The organism is Roseibium sp. AWQ4_254 (assembly GCF_056161025.1).
The window spans coordinates 15,095-33,587 of sequence record NZ_JBSWYH010000019.1 but is presented as its reverse complement, the minus strand read 5'-3'; the positions used below and the strand labels follow the sequence as shown (position 1 = coordinate 33,587).

17 protein-coding genes are annotated in these 18,493 nt (G+C 60.6%); 3 read left to right on the top strand and 14 right to left on the bottom strand.

Annotated features, from left to right (window positions below; all coding sequences use genetic code 11):
* Positions 1–4: 4 nt before the first annotated feature.
* Positions 5–1,468 (bottom strand): aldehyde dehydrogenase family protein, encoded by a 1,464-nt coding sequence (locus ACXAIC_RS15430; protein WP_475181257.1) that lies wholly within the window; start codon positions 1,466–1,468, stop codon positions 5–7.
* A 14-nt stretch (positions 1,469–1,482) separates the two neighbouring features.
* On the opposite strand from ACXAIC_RS15430, the gene ACXAIC_RS15425 reads away from it, so the two are divergent.
* The gene (locus tag ACXAIC_RS15425; RefSeq protein ID WP_475181250.1) at positions 1,483–1,605 is read left to right on the top strand and encodes a hypothetical protein; all 123 of its coding nucleotides are present in this window, start codon (positions 1,483–1,485) and stop codon (positions 1,603–1,605) included.
* On the opposite strand, the gene ACXAIC_RS15420 is transcribed toward ACXAIC_RS15425, so the two are convergent.
* The 4 genes from ACXAIC_RS15420 to ACXAIC_RS15405 form a co-directional block, all read right to left on the bottom strand.
* Positions 1,602–2,468, bottom strand: coding sequence for a LysR family transcriptional regulator (locus ACXAIC_RS15420; protein ID WP_475181244.1), 867 nt, complete (start codon positions 2,466–2,468; stop codon positions 1,602–1,604). The two genes, ACXAIC_RS15425 and ACXAIC_RS15420, sit on opposite strands and share 4 nt — an antisense overlap.
* 57 nt (positions 2,469–2,525) lie before the next feature.
* On the bottom strand, positions 2,526–4,484 hold the full coding sequence (locus ACXAIC_RS15415) for a hydantoinase B/oxoprolinase family protein (protein ID WP_475181241.1): 1,959 nt from the start codon (positions 4,482–4,484) through the stop codon (positions 2,526–2,528).
* Between the two features lie 4 nt (positions 4,485–4,488).
* A complete protein-coding gene (locus ACXAIC_RS15410) occupies positions 4,489–6,528 on the bottom strand; it encodes a hydantoinase/oxoprolinase family protein (protein WP_475181235.1) in 2,040 nt (679 codons plus the stop codon).
* Positions 6,529–6,611: 83 nt separating this feature from the next.
* Positions 6,612–7,082 carry a GNAT family N-acetyltransferase gene (locus ACXAIC_RS15405; RefSeq protein ID WP_475181231.1) on the bottom strand — a complete coding sequence of 157 codons (471 nt, stop codon included), beginning with the start codon at positions 7,080–7,082 and terminating at the stop codon, positions 6,612–6,614.
* 201 nt (positions 7,083–7,283) lie between these two features.
* On the opposite strand from ACXAIC_RS15405, the gene argE reads away from it, so the two are divergent.
* Entirely contained in the window at positions 7,284–8,447 is a 1,164-nt protein-coding gene (argE, locus tag ACXAIC_RS15400; protein ID WP_475181227.1) for an acetylornithine deacetylase, read from the top strand.
* Between the two features lie 59 nt (positions 8,448–8,506).
* Here argE and ACXAIC_RS15395 read toward each other — a convergent pair whose 3' ends face one another.
* The 4 genes from ACXAIC_RS15395 to ACXAIC_RS15380 all read right to left on the bottom strand — a co-directional run bounded on the left by ACXAIC_RS15395 (position 8,507) and on the right by ACXAIC_RS15380 (position 12,662).
* Positions 8,507–8,944 carry a hypothetical protein gene (locus ACXAIC_RS15395; protein ID WP_475181221.1) on the bottom strand — a complete coding sequence of 146 codons (438 nt, stop codon included), beginning with the start codon at positions 8,942–8,944 and terminating at the stop codon, positions 8,507–8,509.
* Positions 8,941–10,986, bottom strand: a complete 2,046-nt coding sequence (locus tag ACXAIC_RS15390; RefSeq protein ID WP_475181216.1) for a hypothetical protein — start codon at positions 10,984–10,986, stop codon at positions 8,941–8,943. The genes ACXAIC_RS15395 and ACXAIC_RS15390 overlap by 4 nt, the downstream gene beginning before the upstream one ends.
* A complete protein-coding gene (locus tag ACXAIC_RS15385; RefSeq protein ID WP_475181210.1) occupies positions 10,973–12,067 on the bottom strand; it encodes a glycosyltransferase family protein in 1,095 nt (364 codons plus the stop codon). The genes ACXAIC_RS15390 and ACXAIC_RS15385 overlap by 14 nt, the downstream gene beginning before the upstream one ends.
* Before the next feature lie 280 nt (positions 12,068–12,347).
* A complete protein-coding gene (locus ACXAIC_RS15380) occupies positions 12,348–12,662 on the bottom strand; it encodes a hypothetical protein (RefSeq protein WP_475181204.1) in 315 nt (104 codons plus the stop codon).
* A 371-nt stretch (positions 12,663–13,033) separates the two neighbouring features.
* On the opposite strand from ACXAIC_RS15380, the gene ACXAIC_RS15375 reads away from it, so the two are divergent.
* A complete protein-coding gene (locus ACXAIC_RS15375; protein WP_475181198.1) occupies positions 13,034–13,249 on the top strand; it encodes a hypothetical protein in 216 nt (71 codons plus the stop codon).
* A 17-nt stretch (positions 13,250–13,266) separates the two neighbouring features.
* Here the strand turns inward: ACXAIC_RS15375 and ACXAIC_RS15370 are convergent, their stop codons facing one another.
* The 5 genes from ACXAIC_RS15370 to ACXAIC_RS15350 are packed head-to-tail and all read right to left on the bottom strand — an operon-like array spanning position 13,267 to position 18,391.
* Entirely contained in the window at positions 13,267–14,136 is an 870-nt protein-coding gene (locus tag ACXAIC_RS15370) for an ABC transporter permease (RefSeq protein ID WP_475181192.1), read from the bottom strand.
* On the bottom strand, positions 14,133–15,179 hold the full coding sequence (locus ACXAIC_RS15365; RefSeq protein ID WP_475181186.1) for an ABC transporter permease: 1,047 nt from the start codon (positions 15,177–15,179) through the stop codon (positions 14,133–14,135). The genes ACXAIC_RS15370 and ACXAIC_RS15365 overlap by 4 nt, the downstream gene beginning before the upstream one ends.
* Entirely contained in the window at positions 15,176–15,979 is an 804-nt protein-coding gene (locus ACXAIC_RS15360; protein ID WP_475181179.1) for an ABC transporter ATP-binding protein, read from the bottom strand. Before ACXAIC_RS15360 ends, ACXAIC_RS15365 begins: the two co-directional genes overlap by 4 nt.
* Positions 15,973–16,812 carry an ATP-binding cassette domain-containing protein gene (locus tag ACXAIC_RS15355; RefSeq protein WP_475181175.1) on the bottom strand — a complete coding sequence of 280 codons (840 nt, stop codon included), beginning with the start codon at positions 16,810–16,812 and terminating at the stop codon, positions 15,973–15,975. The genes ACXAIC_RS15360 and ACXAIC_RS15355 overlap by 7 nt, the downstream gene beginning before the upstream one ends.
* 10 nt (positions 16,813–16,822) lie before the next feature.
* Positions 16,823–18,391 carry an ABC transporter substrate-binding protein gene (locus ACXAIC_RS15350; protein ID WP_475181170.1) on the bottom strand — a complete coding sequence of 523 codons (1,569 nt, stop codon included), beginning with the start codon at positions 18,389–18,391 and terminating at the stop codon, positions 16,823–16,825.
* Between the last annotated feature and the right edge of the window lie 102 nt (positions 18,392–18,493).

Genomic DNA, 18,493 nt, shown 5'->3' with positions numbered 1-18,493 from the left:
TATCTCACAAATCGATCAGAACTGTTTTTGACTGGCGGTTGGCCTTATAGGCCTCCTTGCCGAGATCCTTGCCGATGCCCGAGGCCTTGTAGCCGCCGGTGGGCAGAATATGGTCGCGCGAGCGCCCATAGCGGTTGACCCAGACCGTACCTGCCTGAACCGCCTTCATGACCTTCAGTGCCCGGGAAAGATCCTTTGAATAGATCCCCGCGCACAGACCGTAGACGGGATGGTCCGCCAGATCCATGGCTTCCTCCTCATCCTTAAAGGTCTGCAGGGTCAGAACCGGGCCGAAGATTTCTTCACGCACCGCCGTATTCTGTGAGGTGACACCGGTCAGAAGGGTCGGCTCGTAGAAATAGCCCGGATCGTCAAAGGCTTTGGCGCCGAACAGCACCTCGGCCCCTTCCGCTTTCGCGCTTGCCAGCATCTGGTCCATGCGCTCCATCTGCCGTTTGGAGATGATCGGCGAATAGCTGGTGGTCGCGTCCCAGGCCGGTCCCGGTCTCTGGCCCGCCATGCGTTTGGACAGGGCGTCCACAAGCGAGTCTGCACAGCTGTCATGGACGATGACACGGCTGCCGGCCACGCAGGCCTGGCCGGCATTGAACAGGATAGAGCGGGCGATATTGTCCGCCGCCAACTCCAGATCCGCGTCCTGAAACACGATCTGCGGGCTCTTGCCGCCCAGTTCCAGCGTCATAGGTTTCATGCCGGTGCGGGCAATGTTTTCCATAATTGCCTGTCCGGCCCGGGTGGAACCGGTAAAGCTGACCTTGGCAATGTCAGGATGGCCGGTGATCGCATTGCCCGTGGCCGGCCCATCTCCAAGAACCACATTGAGAAGACCGGCGGGAAGCCCCGCCTGAACCGCCAGTTCGGCCAGGCGCAGGCTGGTGAATGGGGTCATTTCAGAGGGTTTCAGCACCACCGCATTGCCCGCGGCCAGGGCAGGCCCAAGCTTCCAGCCCGCCATCGAGATAGGAAAATTCCAGGGTGTGATTGCACCGACAACCCCATAAGGTTCGGTCACAGTCATGCCCAGATGCCCGTCAGCGGTCGGCACCACCTCCCCGCCTTCCTTGTCGGCCAATTCTGCAAAGAAGCGGATCTGTTCGGCAGTCACGGCAATGTCGCCCTGAATCAGCTGGCTGATCAGGCGGGTGGAGGGCACGGTTTCGAGCTGCGCAAGATGCTCTGCATCCGCTTCGATCAGATCCGCCCAGCGCAGCAGGACCTGGGTGCGTGCGCGCGGACGCAGAGCGCCCCAGCCGCTGGTTTTGAGAGCGGCCTTTGCGGCTGCCACCGCCCGGTCGACGGTCCCGGCATCGGCTATCGGGCAGCCCGCAAATTCCTGGCCATCTGACGGGCGGAACATTGCGATGGACGGTGGCGCATCGACATAGGCACCATCGATATAGTGCGCGGACCGGAACTCGGGCAGGGTGGGGTCAAAGGACAGGGACATGGAGCTCTCCGAAAGTGTCCGGCGACTTTACCGGCGATGGGGCGCGGGATTTCCTGTTCCGCCGCTCTGAAGCAGATCAAAGCGCTGTTTGCACCAAGATGGACGACATTCTGTGCGGCGGGAGGGACCACATCTAGAGCTGCGCGGACAAAGCGGTCAAAAACGGATCAACCAGACGCGGCCTGGGGCGGGCGCTGTCCAGGGAGACGACCAGCGGCATGCTGCACTCAGGTTCAAAGGGAAGCGCCACGAGACCCTCCGGACAAGGCGACAGCCCGTCCACCAGCCCGACGCCGAGGCCCTGGGCCACAAGCGGGACAGCGGCGACCGAAGACGTCACCTGGATCGAAACCGTCCGGGTGAGGTCCCGGGCGCGGAACGCCTCATCCAGTGCGGCCCCGGCTTCCGCATGACTGCCATAGGAAATCAGGGGCCGACCGGCGAGATCCTCCGGGAAGACAGTACTTTTGGTGATCAAACCATCATCAGCCCGGACAAGAACCTTGAGCGGAACCTGCGTGAGTGTTTGTGTGCGCACGGTCGGGCTGAGGATCGGCGAGAGGGTCAGGCCGATGTCGATGGCGCCGGAGCGAAGCGCTTCCGCGATTTCCCGCGCCGGAAATCCATGCAGATGGATGAGCACCTCCGGGTGGTCCTTGCGGAAGATCTCAAGGGCCCCGGGCAGAACCGATTGGACAACCGGCAGCGCAGCGCCCAGGCGCAGCAGCCCCGCCTTGCGCTCCCCGACCCGGCGCGCCAGATCCTTCAGCACTTCCAGTTCCCGGAACACCCTGTCCGCATCGTCGATCAGCAGAAACGCTTCGGCTGTGGGGATCAGCCGCCCCCCCACACGTTCAAACAGAAGATAGCCCAACTGGTCTTCCAGATGGTGCAGCACCTTGGAAATGGCGGGCTGGGACACGCCAAGTAAATTGGCTGCGGCTGTGAGTGAGCCTTCCCGCATGACACTTCGGAAGACTTCCAGTTGGCGGGCATTCATAAAGAAACCGGGACCACAGAATTTGCCGCCCGGCAAGCACCTGCATCGGTTCGCTTATCAAAGCCCATGTCTGGTCCTCACCTCCTCAAAGATCATTGCCATGTCCTCCCTTGCCGGCAGCGCGCCACCATGCGCTGCCACAGCCTTGAACACTTCCTGTTTCAAAAAGAACCGCCAGCCGACAGGCTGCCCCACCAGAAACTCTGTCAGCAAGGCATAGCGATCTTCGCTCCAGACCGTTTCAAAGGCCTCACGTTCCGCTGAAAAACTATAGATTTCCGAGGATCTGGCAGCGCCCGCCCTGAGCCGGGCGGTGGCGTCCAGATCGATCTCCTGCCCCTTGAGGACAACGCCATAGTCCCGTTCAACGGCTGCCGGAGTGACGCTTCCGCGGCTAAGATCCTTGCGCACCTTGTCGAGCGGGCGGTCAAAGGGGTGGCCAAATCCACCAGCTCCCGGCCCAACCACTCGGATCACATCCCCTGGATCCAGCCTGACCAGATCCGCATTGCCAAGTTCTTCTTCGTGATCCGTGCCCGGATTGCGCAGGAATTTTGAGACCACCGGCCGCCCGGCGCCCTGCAGGCCCCAGGAGGCCATGACCGAGCGGTTCCGGTTCCGGGCGGTCACGACCGTGCCAGGGGAAAAGACCTGAAATTCCATCACGGCGGAGAGCCCGCCGCGCCAGGTGCCCGGCCCGCCCGTATCCGCCTGAAGGCCGTAGCGCAGGAAACGGATCGGGACTTCCGCTTCGGTGATTTCCAAAGGCGTGTTGCGCAGGAACCCGGTCGTACCGCCGGCCCCGTCGCTGCCATCCCCGTCCGGCATGGCGCCGCCGCCGCCACCCACTGGGCCGATGGACGCCATCACCGGGCGGCCATCCTGAGCGGCCGTCTTGACGTTCAAGATCGCATTGCCACCGGGAGCTGCCACGGGAATCTTGTCCGGTACAGCCTGGGCAAAGGCGCCGATGGTCACGATCTGGGTCATGGCGCAGGTCAGGGAGCGCATGCCAATGGCCGCGCCCGGTGCGGAATTGACGATGGAGCCTTCCGGCAGCACTGCCCGCGCAGGCCGGAGCGTGCCCGCATTCAGCCAGAGGCCCGGCGCCAGCGTTGCCAGCACATAGGTCAGGCCGACCATAACGAGGGGATGCCTCTCCCGCCCGCCGGTGGGCATGTTGAGGGACGAGGCCAGCTGCGGATCGCTGCCGGTGTAATCCAACTCCACCGTTTCGCCTTCGATTCGGACGTTAAGGGCAATGCGTGCGGGCAGGCCGCCGGGACTGTCTTCATCGGCAAAATCGGCGAAAAAATACGCGCCGTCCGGAATGGCCGCGATCGCGGCCCGGGCCTGCGCCTCAGCGTGGTCCAGAATCGCCTCGGCCCCCTGCAGAAACGGCTGAAGGCCAAAGCGCCCGATGATCTCCGACATCTTGCGCTCGCCAATATTGACCGAGGCGATCTGGGCGGAAAGATCTCCGAGATTTTGCTCCGGCAGGCGCACATTCGCGCGGATGAGATCAGCCACAAAGGGGTTTTCCCGGCCCGCATCCATCAGTTTCACCGGCGGGATGCGCAGGCCTTCCTGGGCAATTTCCGTGAGACTGCGGGAAAGGCTGGCCGGAACTGCGCCGCCAACATCCGTATTGTGGATGTGCCCAACCACAAAACAGGCCAGTTCCCCCTCATGGAAGACCGGCTTCCAGATGTGAATGTCCGGCGTGTGGGTGGCCACGTGACCGGCTTCCGGGTCGTTGGTGATGCAGATATCACCTTCACGATAGCTGTCAAAATGCCGGAGCAGTGGCCCATAGTCGATGCCGGAATACCAGGGCGCACCGAAATGGCGGGGATTGGCAAAGGCCAGCCCTTCGCGGGTGACGATCTGGCAGGAAAAATCCTCGGTTTCCTTGATGAAGGCGGAATGAGCGGTGCGCATCAGGGTGTGGGCCATGGCATCTGCGGCCGCGCCACAGAAATTGGCCAGAACTTGCAGCGTGCGTGCGTGGGTCATCGCCTCAGGCCTTCCGCGTCAGAATGAGATTGCCGAAGTCATCAGCCCGGAGTGCGAAATCAGGCGGGACAACCGTTGTCGTATCGTCCTGTGTGACGATGACCGGGCCTGCGAGACAATGGCCGGGCGCCAGATCCGCCCGCCTGTAAACCGGCACTTCGGCCGGTGCTCCGTCAAAAAACGCTGTCACCTGTCCGGCCGCCACCGGGTCTGCCTTCGCCGGAGCCGGTTTGGGCATCACCGGTTTGCTGGAAGCGCCTGTGACCACAAGCCGGAGATTGACGATCTGGACGGGCGCCGATCTGTCCGCATGCCCAAAAAGCCGTTCATGCTCGCTATGAAAAGCGGCGGCGATGGCGGCTAGATCGCCCGTGCCGACAGCCCTTTCCGGCAGGCCGGTCTCAATCTCGTAGGACTGGCCCCGGTAGCGCATATCGGCGCTGACGGTGAGCTGGGCCGGGCCCTCAAACCCATGCGCCTTGAGCCAGGCCAAGCCGTCCCGTTTCATGTCGTCAAGGGGGACCGCAAGGCTCAAGATCGTGTCCGGCGTCAGATCCAGAAACAGCGTCCTGATGAAATCATTGCGCAGGTCCGCCACCAGTCCGCCAAGGGCGGAGACCACGCCCGGAGCCGGGGGTACCAGCACACCGGCCACATCCAGCTCCCGCGCCAGAAAGCAGGCCAGCATCGGCCCGGCGCCGCCAAAGGCCAGCAGGTGATAGGTGCGCGGATCTATCCCGAAGCGGGAGATCAACCCTTGTGTTTCCGCATACATGGCCGAGGTGGCGATCTCCAAGATGCTGGCCGCCACCGCCTCGGCAGGCGCATCCAGGGTCTGCGCGAGGGGCGTGATGGCCTGCCGGGCCGCCATGTGATCCACCTTGACCGCACCATAGCCAAGATCCCCATGGCCGATCAGGTTCTGGACCGCCATGGCATCGGTGATGGTCGGCAGATCCCCGCCGCGCCCGTAACAGGCAGGACCGGGTGTTGAGCCAGCACTTTGCGGACCGACTTTCAAGATGCCCAGATCATCCACCCAGGCCACCGAGCCGCCGCCCTGGCCGACCGAGCTGACCGCAACAGAGGGAATATGGACCGGGAAATCGCCGACCAGCTCGCCGGTGCCGTGCTGCGCCCGGCCCTTTTGCAGGACCGCTACATCCGCCGACGTGCCGCCAATATCAAGGGTCAGGACATTCTCATAGGAACAGGCTTCGGCAATATGGCCCGCGCCGATCACACCGGAGGCCGTTCCGGAGAGCAGCATCTGAACCGATTCCGCCCGCGCCTGCTCCAGCCCCATGACCCCGCCATTGGATTTGGTGATCATGGCAGGCACCTGAACGCCCAGATCCTTGAGAGTGGCCTCGAACCGGTCTAGGTAGTGGGCCACGCGCGGGCGCACATATGCCGACATGGTGGCCGTCAGCGTGCGCTCATATTCGCGAATCACCGGCCAGGTGCCAGAGGAGGTTGTGACCGGCAAGTCCGGGGCAAGTGCATTCAAAAGGCGGGCCACCGCAGCCTCATTCGCCGCGTTGCGGTAGGAATGCAGGAAAGCAATCACAATGCCGTCCGCACCGGCCGCCAGAGCCTTTTCCAAAGCCGCTGCAACATCGTCCCGCGTGGGGGCCTGATCGATGGTGCCATCGGCCAGCACCCGCTCGCCAATGCCAAAGACACAGTCGCGGGCGATCAGCGGATCTGGCCGTTTGGAATAAAGGTTATGGATTTCAGGAATTTTAAGCCGGGCGATTTCCAGAACGTCTTCAAAATTCCGGGTTGTGAACAGGGCAAGTTTGGGTCCGTTGCGCTGGATGACCGTGTTGATGCCGACTGTTGTCCCGTGGGTGAACCGGGAAACCGCCTGCGGCTCAAGGCGCCCCTCCTCCTTCAAGCGGGTCAGCGCCGCCTTGATTTCTTCCCCCGGCGCGTCCGGACGCGAAAAGACCTTTAGGGTGGCCAGCTGACCAGTGTCTTCATTCAGAACGGCGAAATCCGTAAACGACCCGCCGACATCGACCCCGATGCGATACGTCATGCCCGTCTCCTTTTAGACAAGCAGAATGGGGCGAAGAGCGGCAACGCTCCAATCGCAATTGTTCTGCACTTCATAACCATTCGTTATGAGGTGTCCTGTTGTTTCGGAACGCTCATATACCATTCGGGATGCGGAACCGGCCTGTAACCGGCTTTTTCATACACCCCGTGCGCATCCCGTGTGGCCAGCATCCAGGTGCCGACCGTCGCGAGACCCGGATGGGCACGGATCTGGCCCGCCATCCATCCGGCGAGGCCCCGGCCGCGGTGGGCGGGCAGCACAAAGACATCGCGCAGATAGGCAAAGACAGCGCAATCGGTGACCAGCCGCGCAAACCCGGCCATGGCACCATCTGCCGTATAAACGCCCATGACCAGCGATCCGTCCAGCGCCCTTTGCAGCGTGTCGTCGGAAAGGCCATCGCTCCAATAGGCATCTTGGCTCAAGAACGCCGAGACGACGGCAAAATCGATCCGGCTCCCGTCGGTCGACAGTTCATAGCCATCCTCCCGGCTCCAGGTCTGGGTCTGAAGGGACAAGAGCGGATTGGACAAAAGAGGAGCCCCCTGGCTGCAAGAGTGAAGTCATCAGCAAGCATGAAGCAGATGCACCGCGCCTGACGCTGGACTTCGGCCTTTGTGCGGCATTATCTCTTCAACACCATGCTGTTTTCAGCACGACCTTTTTAGGCTTTTTCTTAAGCTGCGGATATCTTCCGGACACCGTCCGCTTTCAAACTGCAGGAACCCTCTGCCTTGACCTCTCCCCAAGACCTGACCGTGCGACAAATCCTCAGCCAGCTTGTTGCCATTGCCGAGCTTCCCGGCACGCCCAATCACAAGATGGTGGACTGGGTCCGCACCTATCTGGCCTCCCATGGAGTTGAGGCGCAGGTGTTTCCGGGGCCGGACGGGGACCGCAGCAATCTCTTTGCGACCATCGGGCCACGTGATGTGCCGGGTTATATCCTCTCCGGGCATATGGATGTTGTGCCCGTTGCGGGACAGGAGTGGACCGCCGACCCGTTCACCCTGACGGATCTGGGGGGAAAGCTGACGGCCAGGGGCACCAGCGACATGAAGGGGTTTCTGGCCTGTGTTCTGGCCATGGTCCCGCGCTTCAAGGCAGCGGATCTGGCGCGGCCCGTTCATATCGCCTTTTCCTATGACGAGGAAATCGGCTGCAAGGGCGTGCCGCATCTGATTGCCCGTCTGCCGGACCTGTGCGCCCCGCCCCGTCTCTGCCTTGTGGGCGAGCCCTCCGACCTGAAACCGGTTCTCGCCCACAAGGGAAAGCAGGCGCTTGAACTGGTGTTCGAGGGCCGTGCCGCCCACAGCTCCAACCCCGCGCTTGGCGAAAACGCCCTTTACCCGGCGGCCGAAATGATGCTGTTTTTGCGGGATCTGGCCGTAGAGCTGCAAAAAGACGGTCCTTTTGACGAGACCTTCTCGCCCCCGTGCCCGACGGTGGTGGCCGGTGTCGTAAGGGGAGGCAATGCGGTCAACATCATTGCGGAAACCTGCAAGCTCCAGCTGGAAGTGCGCTCCGTGCCCGGCCATGCACCGCAGGACATCACGCGCCTGATTCTGGAGAAACTGGCCGGGATAAAGGCGCAGGCCGAAGCCGAAGACCGGCCGCTCAGGGTCTCCCACAAGGAGCTTTCAAGCTATCCCGCCCTGGCACCGGCTGACGATCCGGCCCTGATCGGCCTGGTCGAGGCCTGGTCGGGCCAAGAGGCCATCCGCGCGGTCAGCTACGGTACGGAAGCCGGTCTGTTTCAGACCGCCGGCATTCCGGCAATCATCTGCGGCCCCGGCTCAATCACCCGCGCCCACCGGCCCGATGAATATATCCTCCAGACCGAACTGGACGCCTGCCTTCAGATGATGGAAAAGATGACCGCAGATCTGGCTGCCTGACATCGGAGACTTCAACGCAAAAGACAAAACGGTTGGGAACCAATTGAACGCGACACGCCCTAAAAGACGATTTCGATATCCCATAGTCTTGTCAGTTGCTCTTTCAGAATGTCGGTTTCAGTACCGGCAATGCGCTCGGTTCGAAAACCATAAGCCTCAAACCCGCACACGTCTTCACTTGTAAAAACGATCACATCGCAGGTCTTTTCAATTGCGAAGGCAGCAAGGCGCGCGGCCAGGGCCGGGCCTCTCTCGGGCTGGGCGTCGATCGAAACAGCCACAGTTATGCGCTGGCCCGGCGCCTTGTGCCGGGGCGGGACCGCCGTGGTTTCGGGCACAAGAACCTTACCGCGTTCCGTTGCGGCCGCAGGGTCAAACCTTTCCAGAACCGGATCGAGATCAAGCACATCAGCGGTGGTGCAGCGTGTCATGACCGAACACCAGTGCTGCGCCTCCTCGGATGCCGCGAACATCTCGTCAGTCATCAGGCTGTTCATGAGCAGACCTCTTCAATCAATTTTGCTGCAGCTTCAGCCCCTGCTTCCGGCAAGGTGACCTGAGCAAGGGCCTCCCGGATCTCCTGCGCACGCCCATCCAGAAACGCGTCGATCCTGCCGGTCAGCTTCAGCGGTTCCCAAGGCTCCACGAGATCGGCGAGGCCGCGTTCGGCCGCCGCAGTCCCCCGCGCCCGCTGGTCGTCCATATAAGGGGCCATTTGCGGAACGAAGATCGTCGGGACCCCGCCATAAATCACCTCATGAAAGCTGTTATAGCCGACGGCAGAAATGAAGACATCCGCCGCCTGCATGAGCGCGCTCGCATGAAATGTCCGCACAACACGTGTGTTTGGATGATTGAACCACCCGGGATCCACGATGCTCGTCGGATAGACAACAACAAGATTGAGGACATGCTTCTTTGCCGCAAGGTGTGCCGAAACCGCCATGATCTGTGCGCGTCTGTCCGCGGCAACGCCGCCACCCAGCATGGTCACGACCAGCTTTTCAAACGGGCGGACGAAGCTGTTGGCGAGATCTGTGCGCAGGGCGTTCTTGTCTGCTTGCGACAGGTTGATTGTCTGCACAATCGGGCCAACGGGATGCGCGCGTTCACAGTGCATCACCGGCGCATTCAGCTCCTCAAAGGCCTCGCTCGGAACAACAACCCGCTCAAAAATCTTTTGCCGATCGAGCATGGCAAGGTTGTTCTGCGTGTTTTGCCACAATCCGCGCCGGATCCAGACGGATGGCAGATTTTTACCCAAAACGGCATTCATCACGCTTGGAAAAACAAATCCGCCGTCAAATACAAACCCGCCCGCCCCGGCTGCGAACGGGGAAAGCCTCAGAGAATTGACGAGATCATTTCCGTCATTCTGCTTTCCCAGCCGCCGGGCGACCAGCGGCGTGCAGTCAAAACCCGCCCGGGTGAGCAGACCGATGCAGGACGGAAAGGCCGCAAATTTTGCTCTTTCCGGCTGCTGAAACGCCTTGGCGACAACCATGCAGCGTTTGGCATGGCCGAGGCCGACACCATTGGTCGGCATGAAGGCCACATGCCTTTCCCGGTTGCCAACCGACCCGGAATTGACAAGCAGGGAGGATTTCGGCACCAGTTCACGAAGTTCGGGAGGCAGTTGAAAACGGACCCTGTCAGCGTCAAATCTCTCGCTCGCGGTGATCTCTGCATAGGCAGGAATGATGTCCTGCCGCAGCCAGTTGGCCAGAAGCTCAGGGTGTGCAGGCCCGGGAAGAACGGCATTCGCGATCGTGTGCCAAGATTGGTCCTTTGTGGCGTCGATCACGACACAATTCGAACACAGAAGATTGGCGGCCAGCGCCTGAAACCGGGGCCACACGCGGGGTTTTCCGCAAAGCACCGCTATGTCAATTTGTGCGGCAAGTACGTGCGGAGGAATTTCATTGTAGTGCCAGACCGGAGTGGTGTAGCCAAGAGTGTCATGCCACGCCCTCTTATCTTTGCCGGAGGTGAGCACGGCCAGTTCAAAACGGCGCTCCCGGCTCATGCCAAGAAACGCCGCGCATTGCTCTTGTGTTTCTCCAGGCGGGTTGACGATGGCCACCCTGAGCCTGGATCTGCCGCGTCTTTTGACAGGTGCGCCGAAGGTCGGAATACCGTGCCCGAGCACACCCAGAACCGGCTGAATGTCCGGCGTGTCCGGCTCCTGCCCAAGGGCGTAGCTGATCCGGGCGACGGCGTTTAGCCGGGCCTGCTCGCTTGAAAAATGGCCATAAGCGATCACAGCACCGGGCGGGTTCAGTCCCAATTTCCTCAACCGTTGCGCTGCCGCATCATCAAGGCTCTGCGCCTCCAGTACAATCAGACGATCATTTGGCCCCGGAACGCTGTTCTTGAGGAACGGCGCTATTTCATAGGCAAGTGCAGGATCCAGATCACCGGCGGAAAACAATTGCTCTGCCAGCGCAACCGGAAGGCCCGCCGCTTTCGACTGGTTCAGAAAGACGGCAAGACTATCGAGTGTCTCGCTTTTGAGCGTTCCTGTTTCAATGTACAGCATGATTTGTTTCCAAAATCAGGTGACTGGCGATGCAATCTCTTTCAATCCGGCATCTGTGACGTTCCCGGAAAGCTGCGGCAGAAAAAGCTTTGAGCTGTGTCTGACCCGCTTTGGCCTGTTCGACATAGGCCGCAGGATGGGCGATGAAACCGGCAATCAGCGCATTCACCTCATCCGGCCGGGCGCCCAGCGCACCAGCGCCAAAGGTCGATGCGGTGACGGGATCCGTGATAACCACCTTTCCAGCTGCCATAGCCTCGGCCAGGACCCTTCCAAAACTCTCCCGCCACAGGGGATTGGTGAAATAGACGAAAAAGTCGATCGTTGACAGAAACTGGTCGACCGGTTCCGAACCGAAGGGGAGACACTGCCAGTGGCTTGGGCGGTTCTGCTCCTTCAGAAGATCATCTGCTCCGAGCAGCCGGACAGAAACGGCATCTGCCGGATAGATCCGCTCGAGCGCCTCAAGACCGGTGAATTTTTCGATGCCCGGACGTGAGTGGCGTCCGCGCCGGTCCTGCGGCGCAGGAACGGGAGGCAAAAAGTCGAATTCACAGATATTGGTCCAGTCGACCGGATCGATCCTCCAGCCGCCAAAAGCCGGGTTCCGGGCGAACCATTCCGCAACCGTCTTGCGGTTGTTCGCAGAGATCGGGGCGACAGTTCTGACCCGCGCAAGGACCGATTGATCCAGAAGACGCAAACAATGAGAAACGTCAAACCCCTCCAGCCCAAGACCTCCTTGCGGAGCCGGTCTCAGGAAGTTTTCGTGGCACACAACATAGAACTTGTCGCAATTCATGCGGCACCGCATCTCTTGATCGAATTTCAGGCCCGAAGGGTTGTGAAAGACGATCACGTCGCTGGACATTGTGTCCCCGGCCCAGAAAAGCGGGGTTCCGGTCTCAAGGCAGGCCCGCTCAATTTTGGGATGAACGGCATCCCCCTTGAACATGCGTGTTTCCAAGCAGGCAACTGAGAGATCGCAGTCCGGGGCGAGCGCATAAATCTCCTGTGCGACCGCAGTGGAGGTTCCCCCAGGAAAACGCGGATCGAGCACGAGAGTCGTTCGAGAAAGCACCTGCGGCAAACTCCTCTTAGTTTAGACAAGCGTTCTGTAGCCCCGCAGCGCATGCGGGCCTTGCAAAGGTCCCGGTTTCGTTCTGATGGGCCCTGTCCGTTCCTGGCCAAATCACTCTGCGGCGTGCCGGGAAGGAGAAGCGGCTGTCGCCCGGACCTCAGCGTCTGCAAAAGCCGCCCTTCAACAGCGCCCCGAAGCAATTGCTTTGATCCCCGGGACGCCAGTTCTCTTCAGACCTCACTGCAAAGCGGCCGGTACGGAGCCTGCTTGAGGAATTCGATCAGTAAATGCTTGAATCGTTTTTGCTTTGTGCGGCAACGTCAGACAGCTCCCTGGGAACGCCAACGCCAAAAAAGCGCTCCACAACGTTGGGCGGATCTTTTGCGAAATCAGTCAAGGATTTCCCAAGGGGTGTCTCATCCAGCACCTGTGGGTTTTTCGAAATGAAGGACATCAATGCAGTCACATTGTTGTCGCTTACCAGCGCCCGGATCTCGGACAATTTGTCTTGCTGGATCGCGCTGGCGTCGTTTGGAAGAAGCCCAACGCCCGTGCCGAGGGCCAGAATCAGGGAGAGTTTTTGCAGTGGCGGCATCGCACACCTCATCCTTTGCTTTCGGATACAAATTCCCAATATTCAGCGTTCGAGTGACCCTGCCTCCACCCGATCACCCTGACAAACCTGAATAGTGTAAACCTGTTTTTCGTATAGAAATATACAGAAAAACTCCTTCGAGCCCCTCTGCATAACTCCTTTCATTACCCTTCACCAAATTCATGTCAAGTAATTGTTCTTAAATTTTTTATGACAAACTATAAAAATCATCGATTACACTATAAATTTAATTAAAGAAGCCCTGAATTTTCATAAATTAGAAGCCTTTCAACTCACCTTTCTGATCGAAGAATTTTTTGTCTCAAATAAAAATAACTGACGTAAGCCGGGGCCCTTCTGGAGGCACTAAAATGGAGAAAGTGTCAGGCGGCCGCGACGTCTTTCAGAAAAGCTTCGATTTTCCGGCGCAGCTCGGACGTTATCTGGGCGGTTTTGCCGGAGCTTGTATTCCCAACCTGAACTCACAAGAGCCTATTGGATGGTTGTTTCAGGTTCACCAACAAGGAAAGACGCGCAGGTCGGCCTGGCTGCCGGGCAAGCGCCGTGACACAGCCCGGCGGGCCTGAAAAAGCCGCCGGCCCGCTCAGGCGCGCCGCTGAAGACGGTCCCGCAGCAAGTCACCAGCCAGGTTGATGGCAAGCACCGTTATCAAGATGGCCAGACCGGGAAAGATCATCAGGTGTGGCGCGGTCTGCATATAGGGTTTGCCATCTAGCAGCATAGCCCCCCATTCGGCTTCCGGGGGCTGAATACCGAAACCAAGGAAACTGAGCCCGGAAATTGCCAGGATGGTTCGGGACCAGGAACTGGTCCACAGAACCAGAACGCTGAGGCGCAGATTCGGCAGGATATGCCGCCACAGGATCAGCCAGGACGGCAGCCGGTTGAGCCGGGCCTGAATCACGAAATCCTTCTGGGCCAGGGACAGGGCCAGGGTCCGGCTGAGACGGGCAAATTTCATCCAGCTGACCAACACCAGCGCCAGCACCAGATTGCCGGTGCCCGGCCCCAGAACACCGGTAATGGCAATTGCGGCCACCAGCTCTGGGAAGGCAAAGAAACTGTCGGTCATACGCATCAGCAGCGGGTCCGCCCAGCGGCCCGCATACCCGGCAGTCAGGCCGATCACAGTTCCGATCAAAACGCCAGCGGCCGACACGGCCAAGGCCAGTCCAATGGACCAGAGCCCTCCATACAATATCCGCGTTGCAATGTCCCGGCCCAGCTGATCCGTGCCGAACCAATGGGTGGCACTGGGCGGGGACAGCCGGGACAGAAAGTCCGCCTCGGTCGGATCATAGGGTGTGAACAGAAATCCGCAGACCATAGCAAACCCAAGCCCGCCGAGGACCACGGCCAGCTTGAGAGCAAGCCGGTCCTTTTGCCGTGCAGGCGCGGCCTCGGCCCCGGCACGGTTTTGCAGGTCCGCGCTTTCAAGAGACACGCCGGTCATGACTTCTCTCCTGTGCCCGCAGGTACAGTCTCCTGCGCGGCGGGGGCTTTTCCGGCCTTTGCGGCCTTAACCGGCCCGCTTTTGCGCGGGTCCAGCCAGTCCTGCAGCAGTTCGATCAGGCTGTTGATCGTCACGTAGCTGACGGCGGACAGCATCACCAGAAAGAGAACCACCGGATAGTCGCGGCTCATGACGGAACTGACCAGCAGCGAGCCGATTCCGCCCCGGGCAAAAATCACCTCTACAATCACAGCGCCCTCCAGCAGATAGGCTAGATCAATGCCGATCATGGTGATGGCGGGCACGAAGGCGTGGCGCAGGACGTGGCGCCAGAAGATTTCCATTTCCCCGACACCACGCAGACGCAGCGCTTCCAGGAAGGGCGAGGCTTTCGCCTCCAGAAGGAAACTCCGGAACAGCCGGGTTTGCGACGTCGTGATCCAGACCGCCAGCGTGGTGGCCGGCAGCACCAGATGGGCGAGCGTTCCGGTGCCAAAGGCCGGCAGCCAGTTGAACCAGGCAGCAAAGACCAGAATGAGCATCAGGCCGAGCCAATAGGGCGGCATTGCCGCACCGACGGAGGAAACCGCAACAGCCGTCCGGTCGAACACGCTGCCGGGGCGCCAGTAACAGACCAGGCTGAGGGCAAAGGCCAGCGGCAGACCGATTGCCAGCGCGGAACAGGTCAGCGCCAGGGTTTCCAGAAGATTGCCCGCGACAATCTCCAAAACCCGTTCGCGCGAGATCAGGGATTGGCCAAAATCCCCTTTCAAATAGCCGGACAGCCAATGGCCATACTGGCTCAGAAACGGCGCATCCAGGGCAAATTCCTGGCGGATGGCCTCTACCACTTCCGGCGGTGCATCCCCTTCGCCCATATAACGTGCATGGGCAATTGCCCGCGCCTTGTCCCCGGGGGAAATGTAATAGAGGGTGAAGGTCAGAAAACTGACCCCGAGGATCACGGCCAAAAGTCCGGCCGCCTTTTTGGCAAGAAGAGAGGCCATGCTGGCCGAGACAGGGCGTGGGCGGGAGTTGATCATTGGGCTGCTGCGTGGGCCGTTTGCAGGACGGCCGTATCGGACAGGCCACCAAGAATATGAGCGGCTTCAATCAGGTCGGCGCCATAGGCGCTGGCCGGGGCCCGGAAGAAGGCGTCCGCCGGCTGATACGCTTCCACCTGCCCGTTGCGCAGGAGCAGAATGTCGTCGGCATAGGCCTGCGCAAATCCAAGGTCATGGGTAACCACGATATAACTGAGCCCCAGGGCGGTGCGGATGCGCTCCATGGTGCGGCCAATCTGCTTCTGGACGACCGCATCCAAGGCGCTCAACGGCTCGTCGAACAGGATCAGCCGGGGTCGGGCAATCAGGGCACGGGCAATACAGACCCGCTGCGCCTGGCCGAGAGACAGCTGATCCGGATAGCGGCTGGCCATCTCCGGGGCCAACTCCACCTCTTCCAGAGCCTGTGCCAGTGCCGCGCGCCGTGCCGCACCGTCCAGCTCACTCAGATAAAGGCTTTCCAGAATGGCCTCGCCAACCTTCTGAGACGGATTGAGCGCGGCCAGCGGGTTCTGCATCACCCATTTGGTATTGGGCAGGCCGAGCCTGCGCGGGCCCGGTTCCAGGCGCACAAGGCCCGCGTCGTCCGCCGCCAGGCGGTGCTCGACGCTGCCCCGGTCAAAGGGCATCAACCCTTGCAACGCCTTCAAAAGCGTGGTTTTGCCCGAGCCGCTTTCCCCGACGATGCACAGCCTTTTCCCCCGCTGAAGGATGAAGCTGACATCCGTCAGCAAAACGGCGTGTCCGGCCGAAACCCCAAGGGAGCTCACTTTCAGCACGCAGGCACCTCCGCGCCAAAATGGGCACCAGTGTGCATCTGCCCGTGCCGGGCGCCCCCTTGCGGTAGAGATTCGCTCTGCCAAAAACGGTTTGCCACCAGCAGGCGGCCGGTCTCAGATTGCGGATTGGCCAAAAGCGTGCCGGTCGGACTGAATTCGCTGACCCGCCCATTCGCCATGACCGCTGTCCGGCGGGCGAATTTTGCTGCCAGGGCCAGATCGTGGGTGACCACCAGAACGGAAATCCCATGGGCATCCGCATAGGCCATAACCTCTTGGATGGCCCGCGCGGCTATGATGGGATCCAGCGCCGACGTCGGCTCGTCCAGAACCAGAACCTTGGGCCTGGACAGAAGGGCAAAGGCAATCAGCAGCCGTTGCTGCATGCCCTGACTCCAGTGATGTGGATAGCGCTTGCCGAACCCGTTCAACTTGAGCGCCTCCAGAACGGCCTGACCGTCTTTGCCGGCTTTCGCGTTCTGCACCCGAACCCGCCCGCAGGCGCAGCGCACGGCCTGCGACCACTGCCAGCCCAGCGGCCTGAGCGGATCGAGCCCGGCTTGGGGGTTCTGGGGCACGAAGGCAAAGCCGCCGCGCCGCAGATTGATCCGCCGGCGGGCAGTCATGTCGTGGCTCTGGCCGTCAAAGGTCAGGCGTCCCGAGACGGGCCGCGCCGGACGGTAAAGCCCCAAAAGGCAGCGCAGAAGTGTTGACTTTCCCGCCCCCGAACCGCCAACCACGGCAACACATTCCCCCTGGTCTATGTCCAGACCGACGTCGTGCAGAATGGTCTGCCCGCCAATCGCGGCGGACAGTCCTTCAACTGACAGCAAACAGGTGCCCTTACTGCTCAATATCCAGGTCCACCGTTGCCATATAGGTTTCTGCGGGGTGGATCCTGAAGCCCTTGACCTTACCGTTGCCGACCGCAACCTGAGTCTTGTGGAACAGCGGGATCAGCGGCAGGTCTTCGTTGATAATTGCCTGGATCCGGTCATAGAACGGTTTGCGAACCTCATCATCGAAGTTGGACCGGCCCTTGTCCAAAAGGGCGTCCAGTTCCTCGTTGGAATAGCCGGACACATTGTAGCTGGCCCCGGTGCGCGTCAGCGTGCTGGGGAAATAGTCCGGATCGCCCTGTGGTGCGGTGCCCCAGGCCTGCAGATGCATCTGGATCTCACCAGCCTTAAGCGCGTCATTGTTCGCCGAGAATTCACCCATGGAAATCTCTGCGCCGATGCCAATGCGTTTCAGAAGCGCCTGAGAGATTTCAAGCGTCGGGCGCAGCGCGGCACGGCCTTCATAGGAGCGCAACTTGAGGTTCAGGTTCTTGCCACCCAGTTCGCGGATGCCATCGCCATCCGTATCCTTGATGCCCGCTTCGTCCAGAATAGCCATGGCCTTGTCCGGATCATAGGGCAGGGACAGGGATGTGTCGTACCAGGCGCTCATGCTGGCCGGGAAGATTCCATTGGCCGGCGTGCCGCCGACCCCCGCCAAAGCCGCATCAACGATCAGTTGGCGGTCCAGCCCAAGGGAGATGGCCTGGCGCAGAGGCTTGTTGGCCAGCGGACCGTCTGCCGTGCGCAGCTGGTAGAAAAACAGACGCGCCGTTTCAGCGGAAAAGAGCTGGCCTTCGCCCTTCTTTTTCAAAGCCGCAAAGTCCTGTTCGGGAAAGTTGGTCACCAGATCCACATCATTGGCCTGAAGCGCAAGCGCCGCCACAGACGCATCCGGAATAACGCTGATCAAAAGGCTATCAAGCTTGGGAGTCCCGCCCCAGTAACCGGCATAGGCGCGCGTTTCGTAGGACTTTTCCGTTTCTGCGGACACAAACATGAACGGGCCAGTACCGATGATCGGCATCTCTTCCGTGCCATCTTTCATTACGGCCGCGGAAGGCTCGGTCAAGGACCACAGGAAAGCGGAGTTCGGCTTTCTGGTCTTGAAGACCAAGGTGTGCTCATCCACTACCTCGATGCTTTCCAGATCCAGCAGCTTCATCAGGCGGGGATTGTGCCCCGGATGACCTTCTTCGCCGAGCGTTTCAAAGGATGCTTTCACACTTTCGGCCGTCATCGGACTGCCGTCATGGAACGTCACGCCGTCCCGGAGCGTCAACGTCCACTCGGTCGGCGACAGGTTTGCATAGGCCACGGCAAGGCGCGGGATCATTTCCATGTTGTAATTGAGGCCAACAAGCGTTTCAGACACACCGGCCCGGTTGCTGAGCCAGCCGTTCTGGCGCGCCCGCGGATCGGGCGCGGAGCTTTTCGGGCCATAGGGCATGGCCACGTGCAGAACCTTTTCGGCAGCAAGGGCGGTCTGTCCGGCCGGGGCGGTCAGTGCGGCGGCGAACAAACCGGCTCCGGCAAGGGACAGGGCGGCGGTTTTCAAAAGGCGCTTTGACAATTCAAACTCCATTTCGGGGGTCGTCTTCAGACTGGGGAAACCCGGATCGAAACGGCGTTATGATATAACGTCTCCTATTTTGCAATGGCTGAAATCCTCTTT